Source organism: Xanthobacter autotrophicus, from assembly GCF_029991245.1.
Taxonomy (GTDB): domain Bacteria; phylum Pseudomonadota; class Alphaproteobacteria; order Rhizobiales; family Xanthobacteraceae; genus Xanthobacter; species Xanthobacter autotrophicus_C.
Window position 1 is genome coordinate 1 of the sequence record NZ_JAIVFO010000014.1, and the last position, 15,976, is coordinate 15,976.

A 15,976-nucleotide genomic window follows, 5' to 3' on the forward strand; every position below is an offset into this window, starting at 1 on the left:
GCCCGCCCCCATGCAGGCGACCCAGAACCTGACCGAGCCGAAGCGGGTGCGCACCGTGGCCGTGCGCGCCGACGGCAGCCTGGCGCAGACCGTGCCCGGCACTTCGGTCTCGGCCTATGCGCCGATGCAGAATCCCATTCCCGCCGGCCTGCCCGATCCGAATCCGGTCACCACGGTGCCCGCCGTTGCCCCGAGCCAGACGGCGGCCACCACTCCCGCGCCCTCGTCGGCCGGGGCCTATGTGGTGCAGGTGGCGTCGCAGCGCTCGGAGGCGGATGCCATGGGCTCCTGGCGCGCTTTGCAGACCAAGTATCCCAACCTGCTCGGCAACTACCGGGCCACGGTGAAGAAGGTGGATCTGGCTGACAAGGGCATCTATTTCCGCGCCCAGGTCGGCCCCTTCGCCTCCCGCGATCAGGCCAACGAACTGTGCCAGTCCCTGCGCGCCCAGGGCGGCGACTGCGTCGTCAACAAGAACTGACGCCGCCGCCCGTTCGGCGAGGACCGCAAAACAAAAGGCCGCCCTTTCAGGGCGGCCTTTTGTGTTTCAGACGGCTGTCAGCCGCGCTTCAATTTGAAACGACCGCGCCGTCGCCCCCTCTCCCGCTTGCGGGGGAAGGCCGGGGAGGCGGCAAGACCGCTCGCCGGACGGGGTTTTCCGACTGAAAGGCCAGTGTCGATCAGGCCGCCTTGAGCGGCAGGCCGAGGCGACCGGCCAGGTCCTGCACGAACTGGAAGGCGGTGCGGCCCGAGCGGGCGCCGCGGGTGGTCGCCCACTCCAGCGCCTCCGGCCGCCATTGCTCCTGGGCCACCCCGAGGCCGTGATGGGCCACATAGCCTTCCACCATGGCGAGATATTCGTCCTGGCTGCATTTGTGGAAGCCGAGCCAGAGGCCGAACCGGTCGGAGAGGGAGACCTTCTCCTCCACCGCCTCGCCGGGATTGATGGCGGTGGAGCGCTCGTTCTCCATCATGTCGCGGGGCAGCAGGTGGCGGCGGTTGGAGGTGGCGTAGAAGATCACATTGTCCGGCCGCCCCTCGATGCCGCCTTCCAGCACCGCCTTGAGCGACTTGTAGGAGGTGTCATCCGAATCGAAGGAGAGGTCGTCGCAGAACACGATGAAGCGGTGCGCCGAGCCGCGCACGAGGCCCATGAGGGCGGGCAGCGCCTCGATGTCCTCGCGGTGGATCTCCACCAGCTTGAGGCGCGCCGGCGCCTGCGCGGCGAGGTCGCGGTTGATGCTGGCGTGGGCCGCCTTCACCAGCGAACTCTTGCCCATGCCGCGGGCGCCCCACAGGAGCGCATTGTTGGCCGGCAGGCCGCGGGCGAACCGCGCCGTGTTCTCCACCAGCTGGTCGCGCACCCGGTCGATGCCCTGCAGCAGGTCCATCTCCACCCGGTTCACGCGCGGCACCGGCTCGAAGCGGGGCGGCTCGTTGTGCCACACGAAGGCGTCGGCGGCCTCGAAATCGGGCGTCGGCACGGCGGGCGGGGCAAGGCGCTCCAGCGCATCGGCGATGCGGGCAAGCACCTCAAGCGTTGCGGCGGCGGGCGTGGGGTCGCTCTGCTGTGTCATCTTGATCCTCCCGCCGGGGGATTAGGACGCACGGCCAGCCGCTGCAAGGCGCCGCCGCGCCGGTGTTGCGCAAAAGCCATGCGGGGCGCGCATGCGCGGAAAATACCGCGCCGCAGCAATCTCGCCCTAACTTTTCCGCACCCATGATGAAAGTCGCTCCCCGCCGCTGCCGCGCGGCGCCGTGTTCCATAGCTGCCCGGAGGCCTTCGATGACGCCACGCACCACCGCCGCGCTACTTCTGCCGGTCGTGCTGTTCGCCGCCGCGCCCGTCCGCGCCGACGGCGGCAGCGAGACCAGGAAGACGCTGAATGCCGATGGCAGCGTCTCCATGACCTATTGGAGCGCTGTAGAGGACATCGGCACCGTCTTCGGCATGGATCTGTCCAGGTCGGCCACCAGCGCCGCGCCCGTGGTCACTTCCGGCGCCAGCGACCTCGGCGGCACGGCCTATGCCAGGGTCACGCTCTCGCAGCTTCCCGACTGGCTGCTGTGGCAGAAGGGGACGGTGAACGTCTCCCTCGATCCCGCCGGCGCCACCGGCAAGGTGGCCACCACCTTCTCCCGCACGGTCACGCTGGCGAGCGGCCTCGACGCGACGCTGGCCGATACCTATCGCGTGGCCTCGGGCGCGGAGGCGTGGGAGACCGACAAGTCCGTCAGCCTGAAGCTGGTGGAAACCGGTACCACCTTTTCCCTCGCCACCAAGGCCACGCAGGAGACGCCCGCCCTGCTGCCGAGCGTCAGCGCGCAGCAGAAGGTGCTGGGCGATATCACCGTCACCACCGCGGTCGCCGACACCGGCGCGACGCTCAACAAGAGCATCACCGCAGGCTTCACCCACCGCTGGTGAGCGCTTCGAGCGTTTTCCGCGCGCCTTGGCTCGCGGCAACCGCTCTTGTGTAATGTGTTTAACGCGTTTTCTTCACGCGAACCGGTATCCACTTCGCTCGAAAACGCTCTCGTCAGCCCCAGAGAATCGCGACGAGGAACCGCGAGGCCACCAGCAGCAGGAACAGGCCGAAGCCGATCTCCAGCTGCCGGCGCCCCAACCGGTGGGCGAGCCGCGCGCCGAACGGCGCCACCAGCGCCGCCACCGGCGCGATGCAGACAAATCCGATCACCGAGACATAGCCCAGCGACAACGGCGGCAGCTGGGACAGGTGGGGCCAGCCGGCGATGGCATAGCCGATGACGCCGGGGATGGGGATGATGATGCCGATGCCGGCGGAGGTCGCCACCGCCGCATGGATGGGCACGCCGTAGAGCAGCAAGATGTTGGTGGCGATGCCGCCCCCGGAAATCCCCACCAGCGACGAGGCGAGGCCGATGACGAAGCCATAGGCGCGCATGGCGCCGGGCCCGGGCAAATGCTCGGCGATGCGGATGTCGTTGCGGCCCAGCAGGCTTTTCAGGCCCAGCAGCGAGATGACCACCACGAACACCGCCTGCAGCACCCAGCCCGCGACCACCGCCGCGATGGCGCTGCCGGTGAGGATGCCGACGATGGCCGGCACGCGCCAGCTGCGCACCACGCCGGGCAGCACCGCGCCCTTCTTCATATGGGCATTGTGGGACGAGATGGCGGTGGGAATGATGATGGCGAGCGAGGTGCCGACGCACAGCTGCATGCGCAGGCTGTCGTCCACCCCCAGCACGCCGAACACCTCGTAGAGCACGGGCACGATGACGCCGCCGCCGCCGATGCCCAGCATGCCGGCGATGAGCCCGGTGAGTACGCCGCCCGCCAGCATCGCACCCGCGAGAAGGACGATGTCGTGGGTGGAGATGGCGGCGAGCATGGGCAAATCCGGCAGGAAAGACGCATCAGGAAAGACGCGTCAGAAGGGTGCTGCAGGAGTGGCGCGGATCAACGCCCCTGTCCACCATCGCACCCGCATGCGCGCCTTCGGGAGCCGCGCCTTCCGTGCAGATCACACGGAGAGCAGCGAGGCGTGCGCTCAGGCCGCCACGGGCTGGCGCCGGCGCACCTCGTCCACTGCCGCCCGCAGCACGTCGAGCCCGGCGCCGGGCCGGATGGCTTCGGTGGAGAGATGGCGGCGGAAGATGCGCGCGCCCTTGCGGCCGGTGAACAGGCCCAGCATGTGGCGGGTGATGTCGGAGAGCCGGCCGCCGGCTTCCAGGTGGTGCGCCACATAGGGCTCGAACGCCTCCACCGCGGCGAAGCCGTCCGCATGGGGGGCTGGCGTGCCGAACAGCAGCGGGTCCACCCCGAGGAGCAGTTCCGGGTCCTGATAGGCGGCGCGGCCCAGCATCATGCCGTCGAGGCCGCGCGCCGCCTCCATGCCCTGGGCAAGGCTGGCGATGCCGCCGTTGAGCGCCACCGGCACCTGGGGCAGGCGGGTCTTCAGGCGGCGGACCCGGTCATAATCGAGGGGCGGGATGTCGCGGTTCTCGCGGGGCGACAGGCCCTTCAGCCACGCCTTGCGGGCATGGACGATGAGCGCATCGGTGCCGGCCGCCACCACGGCGTCGGCGAGGCGGTCGAGGGCTTCTTCCGGATCCTGGTCGTCCACGCCGATGCGGCATTTGACGGTGACGGGAATGGCGACGACGGCCTTCATGGCGGCGACGCAATCGGCCACCAGGTCCGGCTCGCGCATGAGACAGGCGCCGAAATTGCCGCCCTGCACCCGGTCGGACGGGCAGCCCACGTTGAGGTTGATTTCGTCATAGCCGAAATCGGCGCAGACCCGTGCCGCCTGCGCGAGTTCCGCCGGATCGCTGCCGCCCAGCTGCACCGCCACCGGGTGCTCGTCGGGCGAGAAGCCGAGCAGGCGCGCGCGATCGCCGTGGAGGATGGCCGGGGCGGTGACCATTTCCGTATAGAGCCGCGCCTGGCGCGAGAGGGTGCGGTGGAAGGCCCGGCAATGACGGTCCGTCCAATCCATCATGGGGGCCACGGCAAATATAAATGATTGATTTTTCGACATTATTTTTGTAACTTCAAGAAATTGGGTCTCGTCGTGTGCACTCGATTTTTCGCCACGATACGCCCCAATTTCCGATTTTTCGACGCGTGAGTGCACACGGAGCGCACACGGATTGGCTACCCTCCCTAAACTAAAATCCGGCTCCTGGAGAGCCCAGATCCGTCGGAAGAGCGCCACAATTGCCGCCACCAGGGTAAAGCTAGGTGGCAGCCACGCCAAAGCGAGAACGGCAGCCGGAAAGGCCAGCACCGCACAACTGCCGATGCGTCGCACCGGACCGCGCGGCGTGAACACCGCGATAGCGATCCGGCCCACAACGTGCGTAGGGCCAATGATGGCCACGGCTAGCACCACGCACCGCGCCGCCGGCCTCGACATCCGGAAACTGCGCGGGCACCGATAGCAGGGCCGCCACAGTTGGCGGAGCATTGCTCCATGATTGCGAGCGCCCTGCAGGAGAGCTCGCCGGCGCGCACTGTCATCAGCGCCGTCTTCATCCGGAGGCTGCCGGTCGCGTTTGCGCCAGAGCTAGCAGCGTGCGGTCAGGAGCGGGAATTACCCGCCTTGACTGACATGGCCTTGACCGCACGGTGCAGGAGCACGCGGATCGCTATGGGCGACAGGCCCGAGCGCAGAGAGACTTCGGCCACCGACTGCCCCTCGATTTTCACCGTGCGGACGATGTCGCGGGAGCGCTGGGGCAGGCCATCCAGAAGCCGCTCCAGGTCGAGGCGCGCGCTGGCGGGTGTTTCCTCGTCGGGCCCGGCGAGGTCCTCGATCTCTTCCACCGGGCTGGTCGCGCTCCGGCGCGTCGCCCGGAGATGGTCAATGAGCTTGTATCGGGCGATGGCGAAGAACCAGGCCGCGAACGGCCGCTGCGGGTCATAGGTGGCGCGGCGTTCGTGGATGGCGATGAGCGTGTCCTGCACCAGATCTTCCACTGACGCATCCTGGCCGAGCCGGCGTGCGAAATAGCTGCGGAGGGTCGCCGCCAGGGCCTTCAGGAGGGCGCGATAGGCTGCCTCGTCGCCCGCCTGGGCGGCGATCATCAGGGCGTCGAGTGGCGGGTTTGGCGCCGACACGTCCATCTCCGCTCCAGATCCGCGCGTGCGACGAAGACCCCTGCAGCCTGTGGGCCGCCGGAGACCGTCGCGCCTAGCCCCACGATCAAATGGCCCCACTATCCAATGACCCAACGATCAAACTTATTCTAGATCGATCGCCCTAAAACACAAGCGGGCCACGGCCAATGCACGGCGTGGTCGGGACTTACCACCGAAGCAGGCGAGGCCCCAGAAGCGCGCCGAGCACACCCGTGAGGGCAATGCCCGCGCCGTACCACAAGGTGACGAAGGGCAGCGCCGTCTCATCGCAGGCGATCGCGTAGATGGCGGCCGAAAGCGCGCCGGCCGTCACGCCCACGGCGGCGCCCGCAAGGCGCAGCCGTGTGGGGGCCATCTGGCGCATGGCATACATGCCGGCGGCCAGGATGGGCAGCGCGAGCAGCATGATGAGGGCCGTGCAGTGGTCCAGCGTGTGGCCGAGGAGGAGCGGCCGCATGGCGTCACGCGGCGCGGTGGCGAGTTGGATGCTCGCGAGCAGGGCCATGGTGCCTGCAACGGCGATCCCCACCACATAGCCGCGACCAGCCGCAGCACCCGGCCGGCCGAGCCGGTCGACGGCCATCAGCCCGGCCACCGCGAGGCCGAACGGGAAGATGAGCTTGATCCAGAACGACGCGGTGGCGAGGGCGGAGGCCATGTCCGGGCGCAAGCCGAGCAGCGCCAGCATGGCCGCCGCGGACACCGCGCTTCCGCAGGCGAACGCCAGGGCGAGCGTGCGGCGCACGGATCGGACGGGTGTGGCCGAAAGATCCCCCGCGAGAGCGTCGATCAGCGTATCCGTTGAGATGCCCTGTTGCCCTCCAGCGAAGCGCACGCCGTCGCGCATCGTGAACCCGCCTTCCAGTTAGATGCTTGGCTGAGGAAGAGCGCCCATCGATGAGCCCCGCAAGCCACGCGCCAAAGCGAAAATCATGTCAAATCATCCATCCGGGGTGCGGCGAAAGCAAGGACCGGCCCGGCGAGGTGCGCTGACAAGATCAGGAGCATTCCAGCTTCGCGGCGCGCATGCGGTGGCTGCGCACCTTGTGCCGGTTGCCGCAGGCGGACATGGAGCACCAGCGCCGGGTCCCGTTCCGTGCGGTGTCGTAGAAGATCAGGCTGCATTCCGGGTTGGCGCAGTGCCGTAGGCGCGCGCTCTCGTGCTGGGCCGCGAAGTCCGCGAAGTCCGTGGAGATGGCCGCCAGCGGGTCCATGTCGCCCGCCTCCTGCCGCTCCACCAGAAGTCCGCCGTCGCGCCAGGAGAGCCGTGGCGGCGTCGCGCCCGCTGCCAGATATTGATTGACCAGATCCAGGTCCGAGGCGGCGGGACGGCTGCCTGTCCGCAACGCGTCGAACAGGCGCGCGAGGGCTGCCCGCAAGGTATGCACTTCTGCCAGGTTGGCACCGGCCGCGCCTTTGCCTCCCGCTCCCGCCTTGAGGCCGGCAGCGGCGAGCCATCTCGTCCACCCCTCAGGCGTCGCCAGAAAGTCCCCCAGGGCCACCGGCGCGGAGTTTGCGAAATCGATCCAGAGGCGGCTGCCCAGAAAGGGCATGCCATCCCGGAAATCGCTGTCCTGCGGTGTGGTCAAGGCCCGCGCCCTTTCTCAACAGGCGCCTCAAGGGTCGCCGTAACCGGTAAGATAGTTCGTCACAGGTATGGCGCAAGGCCGGCGCGGGCAGCGGTGAAACTATTAAAAATAGTTTTACAGGTTACAGCAGGCATGTAACTCGTTTCGAGGCATCAAACCAGTTACGAAGGGCGCCCCATGTTGAATGCGTTTCTCCAGGCCGTCCGTCCTGCCGCCGGATCTCTCCCGGTGGCCGAGGTGTCCCATCGCCGGGCGGCGATCAGCGGCCTCGACATCTTCTATCGGGATGCGGGACCGGCCGACGCGCCGGTGATCGTGCTGCTGCACGGCTTTCCGTCCTCCTCCCACATGTTCCGCGATCTCATTCCCGCACTGGCCGACCGCTACCGCGTGATTGCGCCGGACTATCCGGGTTTCGGCTATTCCAGCGCGCCGGCGCCCGAAGATTTCACCTACAGCTTCGATACCCTCGCCGACGTGGTGGAGAAGCTTCTCGCCGACCTCGGCGTGAGCCGTTATGTGCTCTACATGCAGGACTTTGGCGGACCCGTGGGCATGCGCATCGCCGCCCGTCATCCGGAGCGTGTCATCGGCCTGATCGTGCAGAATGCGGTGGCGAACCTGGAGGGCTTCGCCGCCAGCGCGGCAGGCGCCTTCGGGCCCTATTGGGCCGACCGCAATGGGGAGACGGAAAAGCCCGTCCGCGGCTTTCTCACCGCCGAGACCACGCGCTTCCAGTATGAGCACGGCTCCTCGGCCCGCGCAGATCGCCTCAGCCCGGACGCCTGGCAGCATGACCAGTGGCTGCTGGACCGCCACGGCAACGACCGGATCCAGTTGGAGCTGCTCTACCGCTACCAGGACAATGTGGGCGCCTATCCGCAGTGGCAGGCCTATCTGCGCGCCCACCAGCCGAACATCCTCGTGACCTGGGGCGACAACGACCCCTTCTTCACCGCCGTCGGCCGCGACCTGTTCAAGGCGCTGGTGCCGGCCACCGAGGTGCACTCCTACGACGCCGGCCATTTCGCGCTGGAGACCCACGGGCCGGAGATCGCCGGTGCCATCCGCGCCTTCCTCGCCCGTGTGGCGCCGGCGGCCTGACGCCGTTCGCGAACGCCCTCACACATCGCCTGCCGCCGCGCCTGCCGATCCCGGCGCGGCGGCCCCCTGCCTCTCGCGGAGTCTTCCGATGCCTTCCCTGTCCCGCACGCTGCTCGCCATCGGGGCGACGACGCTCTTTCTCGGCCTGACGCTCCCTGCCGCCCGTTCCGCCCCACCTGCTCCCGCACCGGTAGCATCGCAGCCCGTCCTCTCGCCCACGATCCATTATCGGTCGAAGACCATCGACGGCGTCGACGTCTTCTATCGCGAGGCCCGCTCCCTGCCGGTGAAGGGGGCGCGCTGAGCGACCCGACCAGGGCCGCCTGCACCGGGTGTGCGGGCGGCCCATTGAGTTTTTGCTGAGCGACCTCACCAGCGCAGCAGCTTCGGCCCCATGGCCCAGCCGAACACGGTGACGAGGGCGATGCCGGTCGCGTACCACACGCCCACATAGACCGGCGTGTCGTTGAGGCAGTAGGAGGCATAGGCGAGGGCGCCGATGCCGCCTGCGACCAGTCCCAGAAGCGCCCCGCAATAGGGCAGCTCGGTCGGCACCGCCTCGCGCAGCACCAGGGTCAGCAGCACAAGCGGGATAGCCGAGAGCAGTGGGATGGCCACCACGCACAGCCGCCACTCGCGGAACATGACCACTTCGTACCAGAGCGACGGCGAAAGCGACGCGAGCTGGACGCCTGCCGCGAACCAGACCAGCCCCAAAGGCACCAGTACGAGCAGCAGCGTGCCCGACCGGGTGCCACCGGCGCGCGCGGCGCGGCGCAGTCCGTAGATCGCGATGGCCACCACAGTGGCGAGAAAGCCGATCTTCAGGAAGAAGCCGGGGGTGCGGACCGCCTCCATGATATCGGGGCGCAGGCCGAGGGTGAGCATGCACACCAGCGCCGCCGCCGCCAGGGATCCGAACACGGCAAGCGCCACGATGCGATCCTGCCGTCGGGGGTGCACGGCCTCGACGCGGGTCGAGAGGAAATCGATGAGGTCATCGGTATTCATGGGCGTGCCTCCGACAGCACGGCGGCGAGCCGCTTCATGCCGCGATGTATTCCGATCTTCACCGCCGCATCGGACATGCCGATGCGCGCGGCCGCTTCCGCGATGCTGAGGCCCTCGATCTTCACGTATTCGATGGGAAGGCGGAAATGCCGCGGCAGTGTCGCCAGCGCCCGATGCAGCTCACGCGATGTGTCCACGGCGGAAAACCCGTCGTGCTCGTCGGCGAGATCATCCACTTCGTCGATCTGGACATGGCGCAGGGCCCGGGCATTGGCCCTGAGATAATCGATGAGCTTGTAGCGCGCGATGCCGTAGGTCCAGGCCAGCACCGGCGACGAACCGTCATAGGTGTGGCGCTTGGTGTGGAGGACGAGGAGCGTGTCCTGCACCAGGTCCTCAGCCTCGTCCGTGCCCGCGCCGGAGCGGCGGAGCCTGTTGCGGAAATAGCTGCGCAGGCGGCCGGACATGTGGTGCAGCAGCGCCCGGTGCGCCGCTGCGTCGCCAGACTGGCTCGCGCGCATCAGCGCCTCGAGATCAGGCTCAGGACTGGTCATGAAGTTCCCCCTCATGCGGACGTCTTCGCCCCGGCGCGGCCGTGTGTTACGTCGCGTCCGATCACGAGACTGCGAGCACGTCGGCCGGAAGCATCAAATGAGAGGAAATACTTCCCTGCGGCTCGTTTTATTCCCTTCCTTTGGACTTATTTCCCGAGGCTCTCGTCAAAAACAGTTGACCAGATGAAAAATGATCATCTGTAACCTGAGCGGCACGATTTGCGGAAACCTCCATGTCAACGCTTTGAACATGGAGATTACATCATGCGTAAGTCGATCCTTTCCCTCGCGATCCTCGCCGGGGCTCTCGCCTTCACTGCCGCTGCCCGGGCCGACGACAGCGTGACGGACGCCAACCGCGAGAGCATCCGCGTGGCGCGGGGCGTCACCGCCGACCACGATGGCGGTGCCCAGCGCGCTCTCGGCTACGGCAATCAGGCGCACACCGGCGGGTTCGCCGGCACGCAGCAGGGCTCTTCCGGCGTCTCCGCCAACGACGCGTTCCTGTTCGAACTGGGTGATCGCGGTCTCGGCCACAACTGACCGCAGCCCGGCCGCGGTGGCAGGTCCGCCGCGACAGGTCCGCCACGGCCGGGGCTTCCATTCAAGGCCGGATCCGCTCAGGTTGGCGAAACCTGAACGGATCCGGCTTTCTTTGTTAGATTGGTCTGATGCCGGGTGGGCTATGGCGATGTGCCGGGCTGGCTCGCCACCGCGACATAGATGCGCCAGCGGCCCACTTCCTCCTGCGCCAGACGGAAGAGGGGGCTTGCCGCGAATGGATCGTTTCGCCACGCCCCATCCTGAGCCGTCACCACCACCGCCCCGCAACCGAAGCTGAGGCGCATGTGCGCGAGGTCGGCGGGTACTCCGGTTCCGTCGAAGACACGGGCGAACAGGTCGGCGGCTTCCGAACGCTGCTGCGGCGTCAGCGGTGCGAAGGCGAGCGCCATTTCGGGTCCCGCGAAACAGGACCGCCGCCGCGACAGAAGTGCCCAGGACAGGTTGATGGGCCACGGCGTCAGCTGTTCCAGCCGGCCCGGATTGCTGGCGATGCGCACGTCCGCCGCCACCTCCCGGCGCACCGCCGCCCACAAGGCCGGATCCCCTGCAAACGTCTCGCCATCAACGCTGTGCACGCCGCGCAAATTGCCGGTCGCCAGCACCCAGCTATCCGGCAGACCGGCGGCGATGAGTGCTGCTGCCGCGCCGATCGCAAGCCAGCGCCGGCGTTGCAGGATACCCGCGATCGCAGCGCCGGCGAATCCGGAAAGCACCAGAACCGCCGGCAGGACGGCGCGCCAGCCGAGGTCGTTGTTCTCGCCCGCCGTGCTGACGAGGAAAGCGCTGATGGCCAAGGCGCCAAGGGACAGGGTGCCGAGCGCGGACGCGAGGCGGTTCGTGCCGGCTTCCCCGCGATGGCGTCGGTGGAGCATCATGGCGAGGCCGGCGGCACCGGCGAAGGCGGGAAACTCGATGGGCAGCAGGACCAGCCAATAGGCCGGGATGTCGAGGATCATCCGCAGCCCAGCCGGAACGGCGGGACCAAGCACGGCAAACGGTTCGATCCGGATCGGCGGCCCGCCGCCGCGCGCCGCCGCGACTTGCAATTGCGCGAGCAGGATCGGCGCCACCAGTGCGCCGGCGCCGAGAGTCGCAGCCGCCACCAGCGCCAGGAAGCGCCCGCGTCCCCCAATCGGGCGGCGGACCGCGAGCATCAGCACGGCAGCGCCGCCCCCGAGCGCGAAGGTGACGCCGCCCACCCACAGGGAGCTGTCGAATCCCGCCGCGATCAGGACTGCGAGAACCACCGTGGCTCCGCGCGACGGGCGCGCGCGCACCTGCGCCAGCAGCCAGACGGCGAGCACCACGCTTGAGGCCGACGCCACATGGTGCGGGCTCCAGCTCGCCTGATACAGCACGCCCGCGAGCCCGGTCGCCGGCTCGATCATCGGATCGACGCGCGCCGCTCCGAACAGGGACGCCAGGATCGGCCTCAGGGAGCCGGAGGCCGCGGCTGCCAGTGCCAGCAGCGGTGCTATTGCGGAGGGGCGGAACCGGAAGGCGATTCCGGCCACCAGTGCCAATGCGGCGAAGGCCGAGAGGAAGGTGGTCGCGGCATCCGCCTCCCATCCCATCGCGCCGGTGAGAATGGCGATCTGAGCCGCTCCAAAATGCCAGAGATAATAATAGGATATGACCCCGGGTGCGCCGCCTGAGCCGAACACCGGATTGGCGGGCGGCACCACCCCGTGGAGCGCGATCTCGTCGATGAGCGCGATCTTGGCGTGATCGTAGATGGGGGTCGCCAGCGCGATGGCGCCGTCCGCGCCCACCTTGGGCAGGACGGCGGCGGCGGGAATACAGGCGAGCAGCGCGGCGACCGCCAAGGCGGGCAGGAGAAGGCGGGCTCCGGCGTCTGTCTTGGGAAGCGCCGTCCGTGCGGATCGCAGCAGCGGCGCGCCGACGCACACAAAGGCGGTGACCAGCAGGATCGTGCTTCGCGATAGTCCGATGATCGGGGCGAGGGCCAGCATCGCCATGTTCTGCACGGCCCAGCCGAGCGCCGGCGCCAGCGCAATGGCCGGGGCGCCGCGGATCATCACGGCGCGGGCGACGAGCCAGCCGGGGCCGCACCACAGCGCGAGCCCGGCGAAGATCGAAAACAGCATATGCGCGGTCGAGGCCATGGCCGGTCAGTCCCGGCGCCCGATCGGGCCGGCCGCCCTCACAGGCCGGCGAACCAGTTGAAGCCCTGTTTCTCCCAGAAGCCCAGCGGGTAGGTGTTGGTGACCTCGATGGCGCGGATCCATTTGGGATTCTTGTAGCCGAGCTTCACCGCGGTGCGCAGGCGCAGCGGGAAGCCGTAGGGGTCGGTGATGGGCTCGCCGGCATATTTGGTGGCAAGGATGGTCTGGGGATGGAGCGCCGAGGCCATGTCGATGCTCTCCATGTAGTCGTCGTTGCCGTAGAAGGCGATGTATTTGGCCGAGAGGTCGGCGCCGATGCGGGTCAGGAAGTCCTTCAGGTTCGGCCCGGACCACTGGCCGATATAATCCCAGCCCTCCACGCAGATGTGGCGGATGATCTCCTCCTGCTCGGGCAGGGCGTAGATCTGGTCCAGCGTCCACGGGCGCTTGTCCTGGATGAGGCCGGAGAGTTCCAGTTTCCAGGTGGAGACGTCCACCGGCTTCACCTCGTCGATCTCGTAATAGGCGTTGAAGCGCGGCGGCTTCACCACGAGGTCGGGGGAAAAGGTGGGGGCAAGCTTCTTGGGGTTGAACAGGGCTGCCTGCACGCCGTCGTTGAAATCCGAAACGGTTCTCAGCACGCTCTGCACCGCGCCGCGATTGGAGATGTCGCAGCCGGCGAGCAGCGACAGGGCGCCGAGGCTGAAGGTGCCGCGCAGCACCTTGCGGCGATCGATGGTCTCGATCAGCTTGCGGTTCTCGACGATGAGGCTCTTGTCGGGCGTGGTGACCGAGGACCGTCGCGGGGCGAAGGGATTGCGGAATGCCATTTTCGCCTCCGGTCAATGGGTTGTGGTGGGCGCGGGTGCGCCCTCGGAATGCGGATCTTCGGCGGGCACGCGGGGCCCGCCGGTGAGCATGGCGAGGATGGTGCGCGGCACGAGCAGCGCCAGGGCCACATGCACCACCATGAACCCCACGATGGCCGCCATGCCCAGGAAATGCGCCAGCCGTGCCCCCTGGAAGCCACCGAACAGGCTGACGAGAAAGGAGAATTGCACCGGCTTCCAGATCGCGAGGCCGGAGACGACCTGCACGATGATGATCCCGATGACACCCACATAAAGCACCTTCTGCACCGCATTGTAGTGCGTGAGGTCCGCATGCTTCAGGCGGAAGGTCAGCGCCGCCACCATCTCGGCCACCACCTCGCGCGGGCGGATGGGGAAGAACAGGCGGGCAAAGCGCCCGGTGGCGATCCCGTAGGCGAGGTAGAACAGGCCGTTGAAGACCAGGATCCACATGCCGAAGAAGTGCCACTGCAGGGCGTGCTGCGCCCAGATGCCGAGCACGATCTCCTGCGGGAAGTGCAGGAAGCCGAAGATCACTTCATCATTATAGATCTTCCACCCGCTTCCGATCATGACGATCATGGCGATGGCATTGGTCCAGTGCATGATCCGGATAGGAAGGGGATGCATGCGTCTTGTTCGATGTGTGGAAGATGTCATGGTCATCCCCTGTTATTGTCTATGTATTTATCTCAGATGTTCTCACATAATTCATTTTTACAATTGCATTTATGGATGTATTGCATAGATTATACTGAACGTGTTTGAAGGATCGGGTCCATGCGCGCCACCCCCTTGCTCTTCGCTCTTGCCCTCGTCGGCGTGGCGCCCGTCACTTTCGCCATCGCGGGCGGGCCGCCCCATGCCGACACCCAGGCCGGCCCGGCGGACGACAACCTCACCCCCGCCGAGCGCATGGCCGCGCGCTTCCCCCAGAAGGTGCGCGTGGGCGACCTCGTCGGCCTGCCGCTGCTTGATTTCGATGACCGCACCCTGGGCTATGTGCGGGAGGTGGCGCGCACGCCCGAGGGCGGCATCGTGTTGGTGGTGCCCGTGGGCGGCTGGTTCGGCCACGGCGGCCGGCCGGTGGCGGTGCCCATCGAGACGGTGGCCATTCTCGGCCGCCAGATCGCCCTGCTCGACATCCCCCGTGCCGAGCTGCCCCAGCGCGCCGGCTGGGCGGCGAAGGATGGTGCGCCCATCGCTGGCGACGAGATCATTCGGATCGCCATCACCCGCAGGTGAGGCCGGGGCGGGGAGAGGGCGGCCCATCACCGCCCCTCCATGCCCCGGGCGATGCGGTTCACCGCATCCACCGTGTCCATGTCGCGCCGGTTCACCGCCAGGTGCCGGCCGAAGGCGAGGGCGGTGCGCTCCAGCGCCGCCCGCAGGCCGAGATCGGCGATGGCCTCGAACTCCGCCACATGGGCAAGCCCCAAAATGCGGCGGTGAATCTCGATGCCGGCAAAGCCGAGCGCGTCGCGCCACACGGTGTCGAGGTGCTGGGCGAGAGCGGCTTCGCTGCCCACCGCATCGCCCTGGTCCTCGAACAGGTCGCGCCCGCCGAGGATGCCTGTGCGCTCTGTGCGCCACAGGCGGGAGAATTCCGCCGCAAATACCCGCCAGCACGTCTCCGCCGTGGCAAGCAGCTGATCGCTGGCCCGGGCCGCGGTGCGTGCGTCGGGACGGTGGGCCTTGCGGGTGAAATAGGCCATCCACAGGTGGGCCAGCAGCACGCCCACATCGAACCCCATGGGGCCATAGAGGGCGAATTCGGCGTCGATGACGCGGGTGTCGTCCGCTGTCGCCATCACCGAGCCGGTATGAAGGTCGCCGTGGAGCAGGGTTTCGGCGCAGGTGGCGAAGCGCGTCTTCATCTCCTGCGCGGCGATCTTCAGGGGCCGGTCGGCACGCACAGCCTGCGCCGTCGCCTCAAGTCCGGGCGTGTGCCGGTTGAGCGGTGCGTCCTTGAACGGGTCGGAGAACACCAGCTCCTCTGTGATGCCGGCCAGTTCGACGTTGCCGGAAAACAGGGCGAGGTCCGCCTTGCGCGCGGCGGTGGGCATGGACCAGTCGGAGCCGCTAAACAGGGTGCGGGCGAGATAGAGGCCGAGGTGGTCGCCGAGGCGGGGCAACTCCTCGCCTTCGATCAGGGCGCGGCGCACCACCTTGTGGGGCGTCAGATGCTCCATCACCAGGAGCGCCTGGGCGGGGTCGAACAGCTTGAGGTCCGGCACCCGGCCGGGATCGCGCGCGCCGAGCCTTTTCAGGGCTTCATGCTCGAAGAAGGCGCGGTCGAGCGACATGGGCCAGCTTTCGCCCACCACGCGGGCATAGGGCAGCGCCTGCTTCACCACCAGCGAGCCTCTATCGCTTTCCACGATGAAGACGAGGTTGAGGTTGCCGTCGCCCACCTCGCGCACCCGCCAACCCGTGGCGGGGCCGAGGGGATCGAGGAGTTCCGCCCGCTCGCCGAGGCGCCGCGGCAGGCTCTCGCAATCGAGGGGACGGTAGGAGATGCGCTCGAGCATGGCGGTTTTCTCCC

General features: G+C 67.9%; 18 protein-coding genes. 6 read left to right on the forward strand and 12 right to left on the reverse strand.

What is annotated here, in order from left to right:
* The coding region (locus K9U41_RS04440; RefSeq protein ID WP_282639651.1) for an SPOR domain-containing protein at nt 1-481 on the forward strand (481 nt) is incomplete at its 5' end.
* Between the two features lie 199 nt (nt 482-680).
* On the opposite strand, the gene K9U41_RS04445 is transcribed toward K9U41_RS04440, so the two are convergent.
* The gene (locus K9U41_RS04445) at nt 681-1,577 is read right to left on the reverse strand and encodes an ATP-binding protein (RefSeq protein WP_282639652.1); all 897 of its coding nucleotides are present in this window, start codon (nt 1,575-1,577) and stop codon (nt 681-683) included.
* A 209-nt stretch (nt 1,578-1,786) separates the two neighbouring features.
* Here K9U41_RS04445 and K9U41_RS04450 point away from each other — a divergent pair, with 209 nt between their 5' ends.
* Nucleotides 1,787-2,428 (forward strand): hypothetical protein, encoded by a 642-nt coding sequence (locus K9U41_RS04450; protein ID WP_282639653.1) that lies wholly within the window; start codon nt 1,787-1,789, stop codon nt 2,426-2,428.
* A 112-nt stretch (nt 2,429-2,540) separates the two neighbouring features.
* Here K9U41_RS04450 and K9U41_RS04455 read toward each other — a convergent pair whose 3' ends face one another.
* The 5 genes from K9U41_RS04455 to K9U41_RS04475 form a co-directional block, all read right to left on the reverse strand.
* A complete protein-coding gene (locus K9U41_RS04455; protein ID WP_282639654.1) occupies nt 2,541-3,377 on the reverse strand; it encodes a sulfite exporter TauE/SafE family protein in 837 nt (278 codons plus the stop codon).
* A 159-nt stretch (nt 3,378-3,536) separates the two neighbouring features.
* Nucleotides 3,537-4,529: a tRNA dihydrouridine(20/20a) synthase DusA gene (gene dusA, locus K9U41_RS04460; RefSeq protein WP_282639655.1), complete on the reverse strand. Its 993-nt coding sequence runs from the start codon at nt 4,527-4,529 to the stop codon at nt 3,537-3,539.
* Nucleotides 4,530-5,071: 542 nt separating this feature from the next.
* Nucleotides 5,072-5,611, reverse strand: a complete 540-nt coding sequence (locus K9U41_RS04465; protein ID WP_282639656.1) for a sigma-70 family RNA polymerase sigma factor — start codon at nt 5,609-5,611, stop codon at nt 5,072-5,074.
* A 187-nt stretch (nt 5,612-5,798) separates the two neighbouring features.
* Nucleotides 5,799-6,479, reverse strand: coding sequence for a DUF1109 domain-containing protein (locus K9U41_RS04470; protein ID WP_282639657.1), 681 nt, complete (start codon nt 6,477-6,479; stop codon nt 5,799-5,801).
* Nucleotides 6,480-6,630: 151 nt separating this feature from the next.
* A complete protein-coding gene (locus tag K9U41_RS04475; protein ID WP_282639658.1) occupies nt 6,631-7,221 on the reverse strand; it encodes a CGNR zinc finger domain-containing protein in 591 nt (196 codons plus the stop codon).
* 177 nt (nt 7,222-7,398) lie between these two features.
* Here K9U41_RS04475 and K9U41_RS04480 point away from each other — a divergent pair, with 177 nt between their 5' ends.
* Entirely contained in the window at nt 7,399-8,325 is a 927-nt protein-coding gene (locus K9U41_RS04480) for an alpha/beta fold hydrolase (protein WP_282639659.1), read from the forward strand.
* Between the two features lie 88 nt (nt 8,326-8,413).
* Complete coding sequence (locus K9U41_RS04485) at nt 8,414-8,629, forward strand: hypothetical protein (protein WP_282639660.1); 216 nt, start codon at nt 8,414-8,416, stop codon at nt 8,627-8,629.
* Between the two features lie 65 nt (nt 8,630-8,694).
* Here the strand turns inward: K9U41_RS04485 and K9U41_RS04490 are convergent, their stop codons facing one another.
* Nucleotides 8,695-9,336 (reverse strand): DUF1109 domain-containing protein, encoded by a 642-nt coding sequence (locus K9U41_RS04490; RefSeq protein WP_282639661.1) that lies wholly within the window; start codon nt 9,334-9,336, stop codon nt 8,695-8,697.
* Entirely contained in the window at nt 9,333-9,890 is a 558-nt protein-coding gene (locus K9U41_RS04495; protein ID WP_282639662.1) for a sigma-70 family RNA polymerase sigma factor, read from the reverse strand. Before K9U41_RS04495 ends, K9U41_RS04490 begins: the two co-directional genes overlap by 4 nt.
* Nucleotides 9,891-10,154: 264 nt before the next feature.
* On the opposite strand from K9U41_RS04495, the gene K9U41_RS04500 reads away from it, so the two are divergent.
* Nucleotides 10,155-10,433, forward strand: a complete 279-nt coding sequence (locus tag K9U41_RS04500; protein ID WP_282639663.1) for a hypothetical protein — start codon at nt 10,155-10,157, stop codon at nt 10,431-10,433.
* 140 nt (nt 10,434-10,573) lie between these two features.
* Here the strand turns inward: K9U41_RS04500 and K9U41_RS04505 are convergent, their stop codons facing one another.
* Genes K9U41_RS04505 through K9U41_RS04515 form a run of 3 tightly spaced genes read right to left on the reverse strand, consistent with a single transcriptional unit; the run spans nt 10,574 to nt 14,091 of the window.
* The gene (locus tag K9U41_RS04505) at nt 10,574-12,580 is read right to left on the reverse strand and encodes a hypothetical protein (RefSeq protein ID WP_282639664.1); all 2,007 of its coding nucleotides are present in this window, start codon (nt 12,578-12,580) and stop codon (nt 10,574-10,576) included.
* Nucleotides 12,581-12,618: 38 nt separating this feature from the next.
* Nucleotides 12,619-13,410, reverse strand: coding sequence for a molybdopterin-dependent oxidoreductase (locus tag K9U41_RS04510; protein ID WP_282639665.1), 792 nt, complete (start codon nt 13,408-13,410; stop codon nt 12,619-12,621).
* A gap of 12 nt (nt 13,411-13,422) precedes the next feature.
* Nucleotides 13,423-14,091 carry a cytochrome b/b6 domain-containing protein gene (locus K9U41_RS04515; protein ID WP_282639666.1) on the reverse strand — a complete coding sequence of 223 codons (669 nt, stop codon included), beginning with the start codon at nt 14,089-14,091 and terminating at the stop codon, nt 13,423-13,425.
* 120 nt (nt 14,092-14,211) lie between these two features.
* Here K9U41_RS04515 and K9U41_RS04520 point away from each other — a divergent pair, with 120 nt between their 5' ends.
* Nucleotides 14,212-14,676, forward strand: a complete 465-nt coding sequence (locus K9U41_RS04520; protein WP_282639667.1) for a PRC-barrel domain-containing protein — start codon at nt 14,212-14,214, stop codon at nt 14,674-14,676.
* 26 nt (nt 14,677-14,702) lie between these two features.
* Here K9U41_RS04520 and mtnK read toward each other — a convergent pair whose 3' ends face one another.
* A complete protein-coding gene (gene mtnK / locus K9U41_RS04525; protein WP_282639668.1) occupies nt 14,703-15,962 on the reverse strand; it encodes an S-methyl-5-thioribose kinase in 1,260 nt (419 codons plus the stop codon).
* Nucleotides 15,963-15,976: the final 14 nt, after the last annotated feature.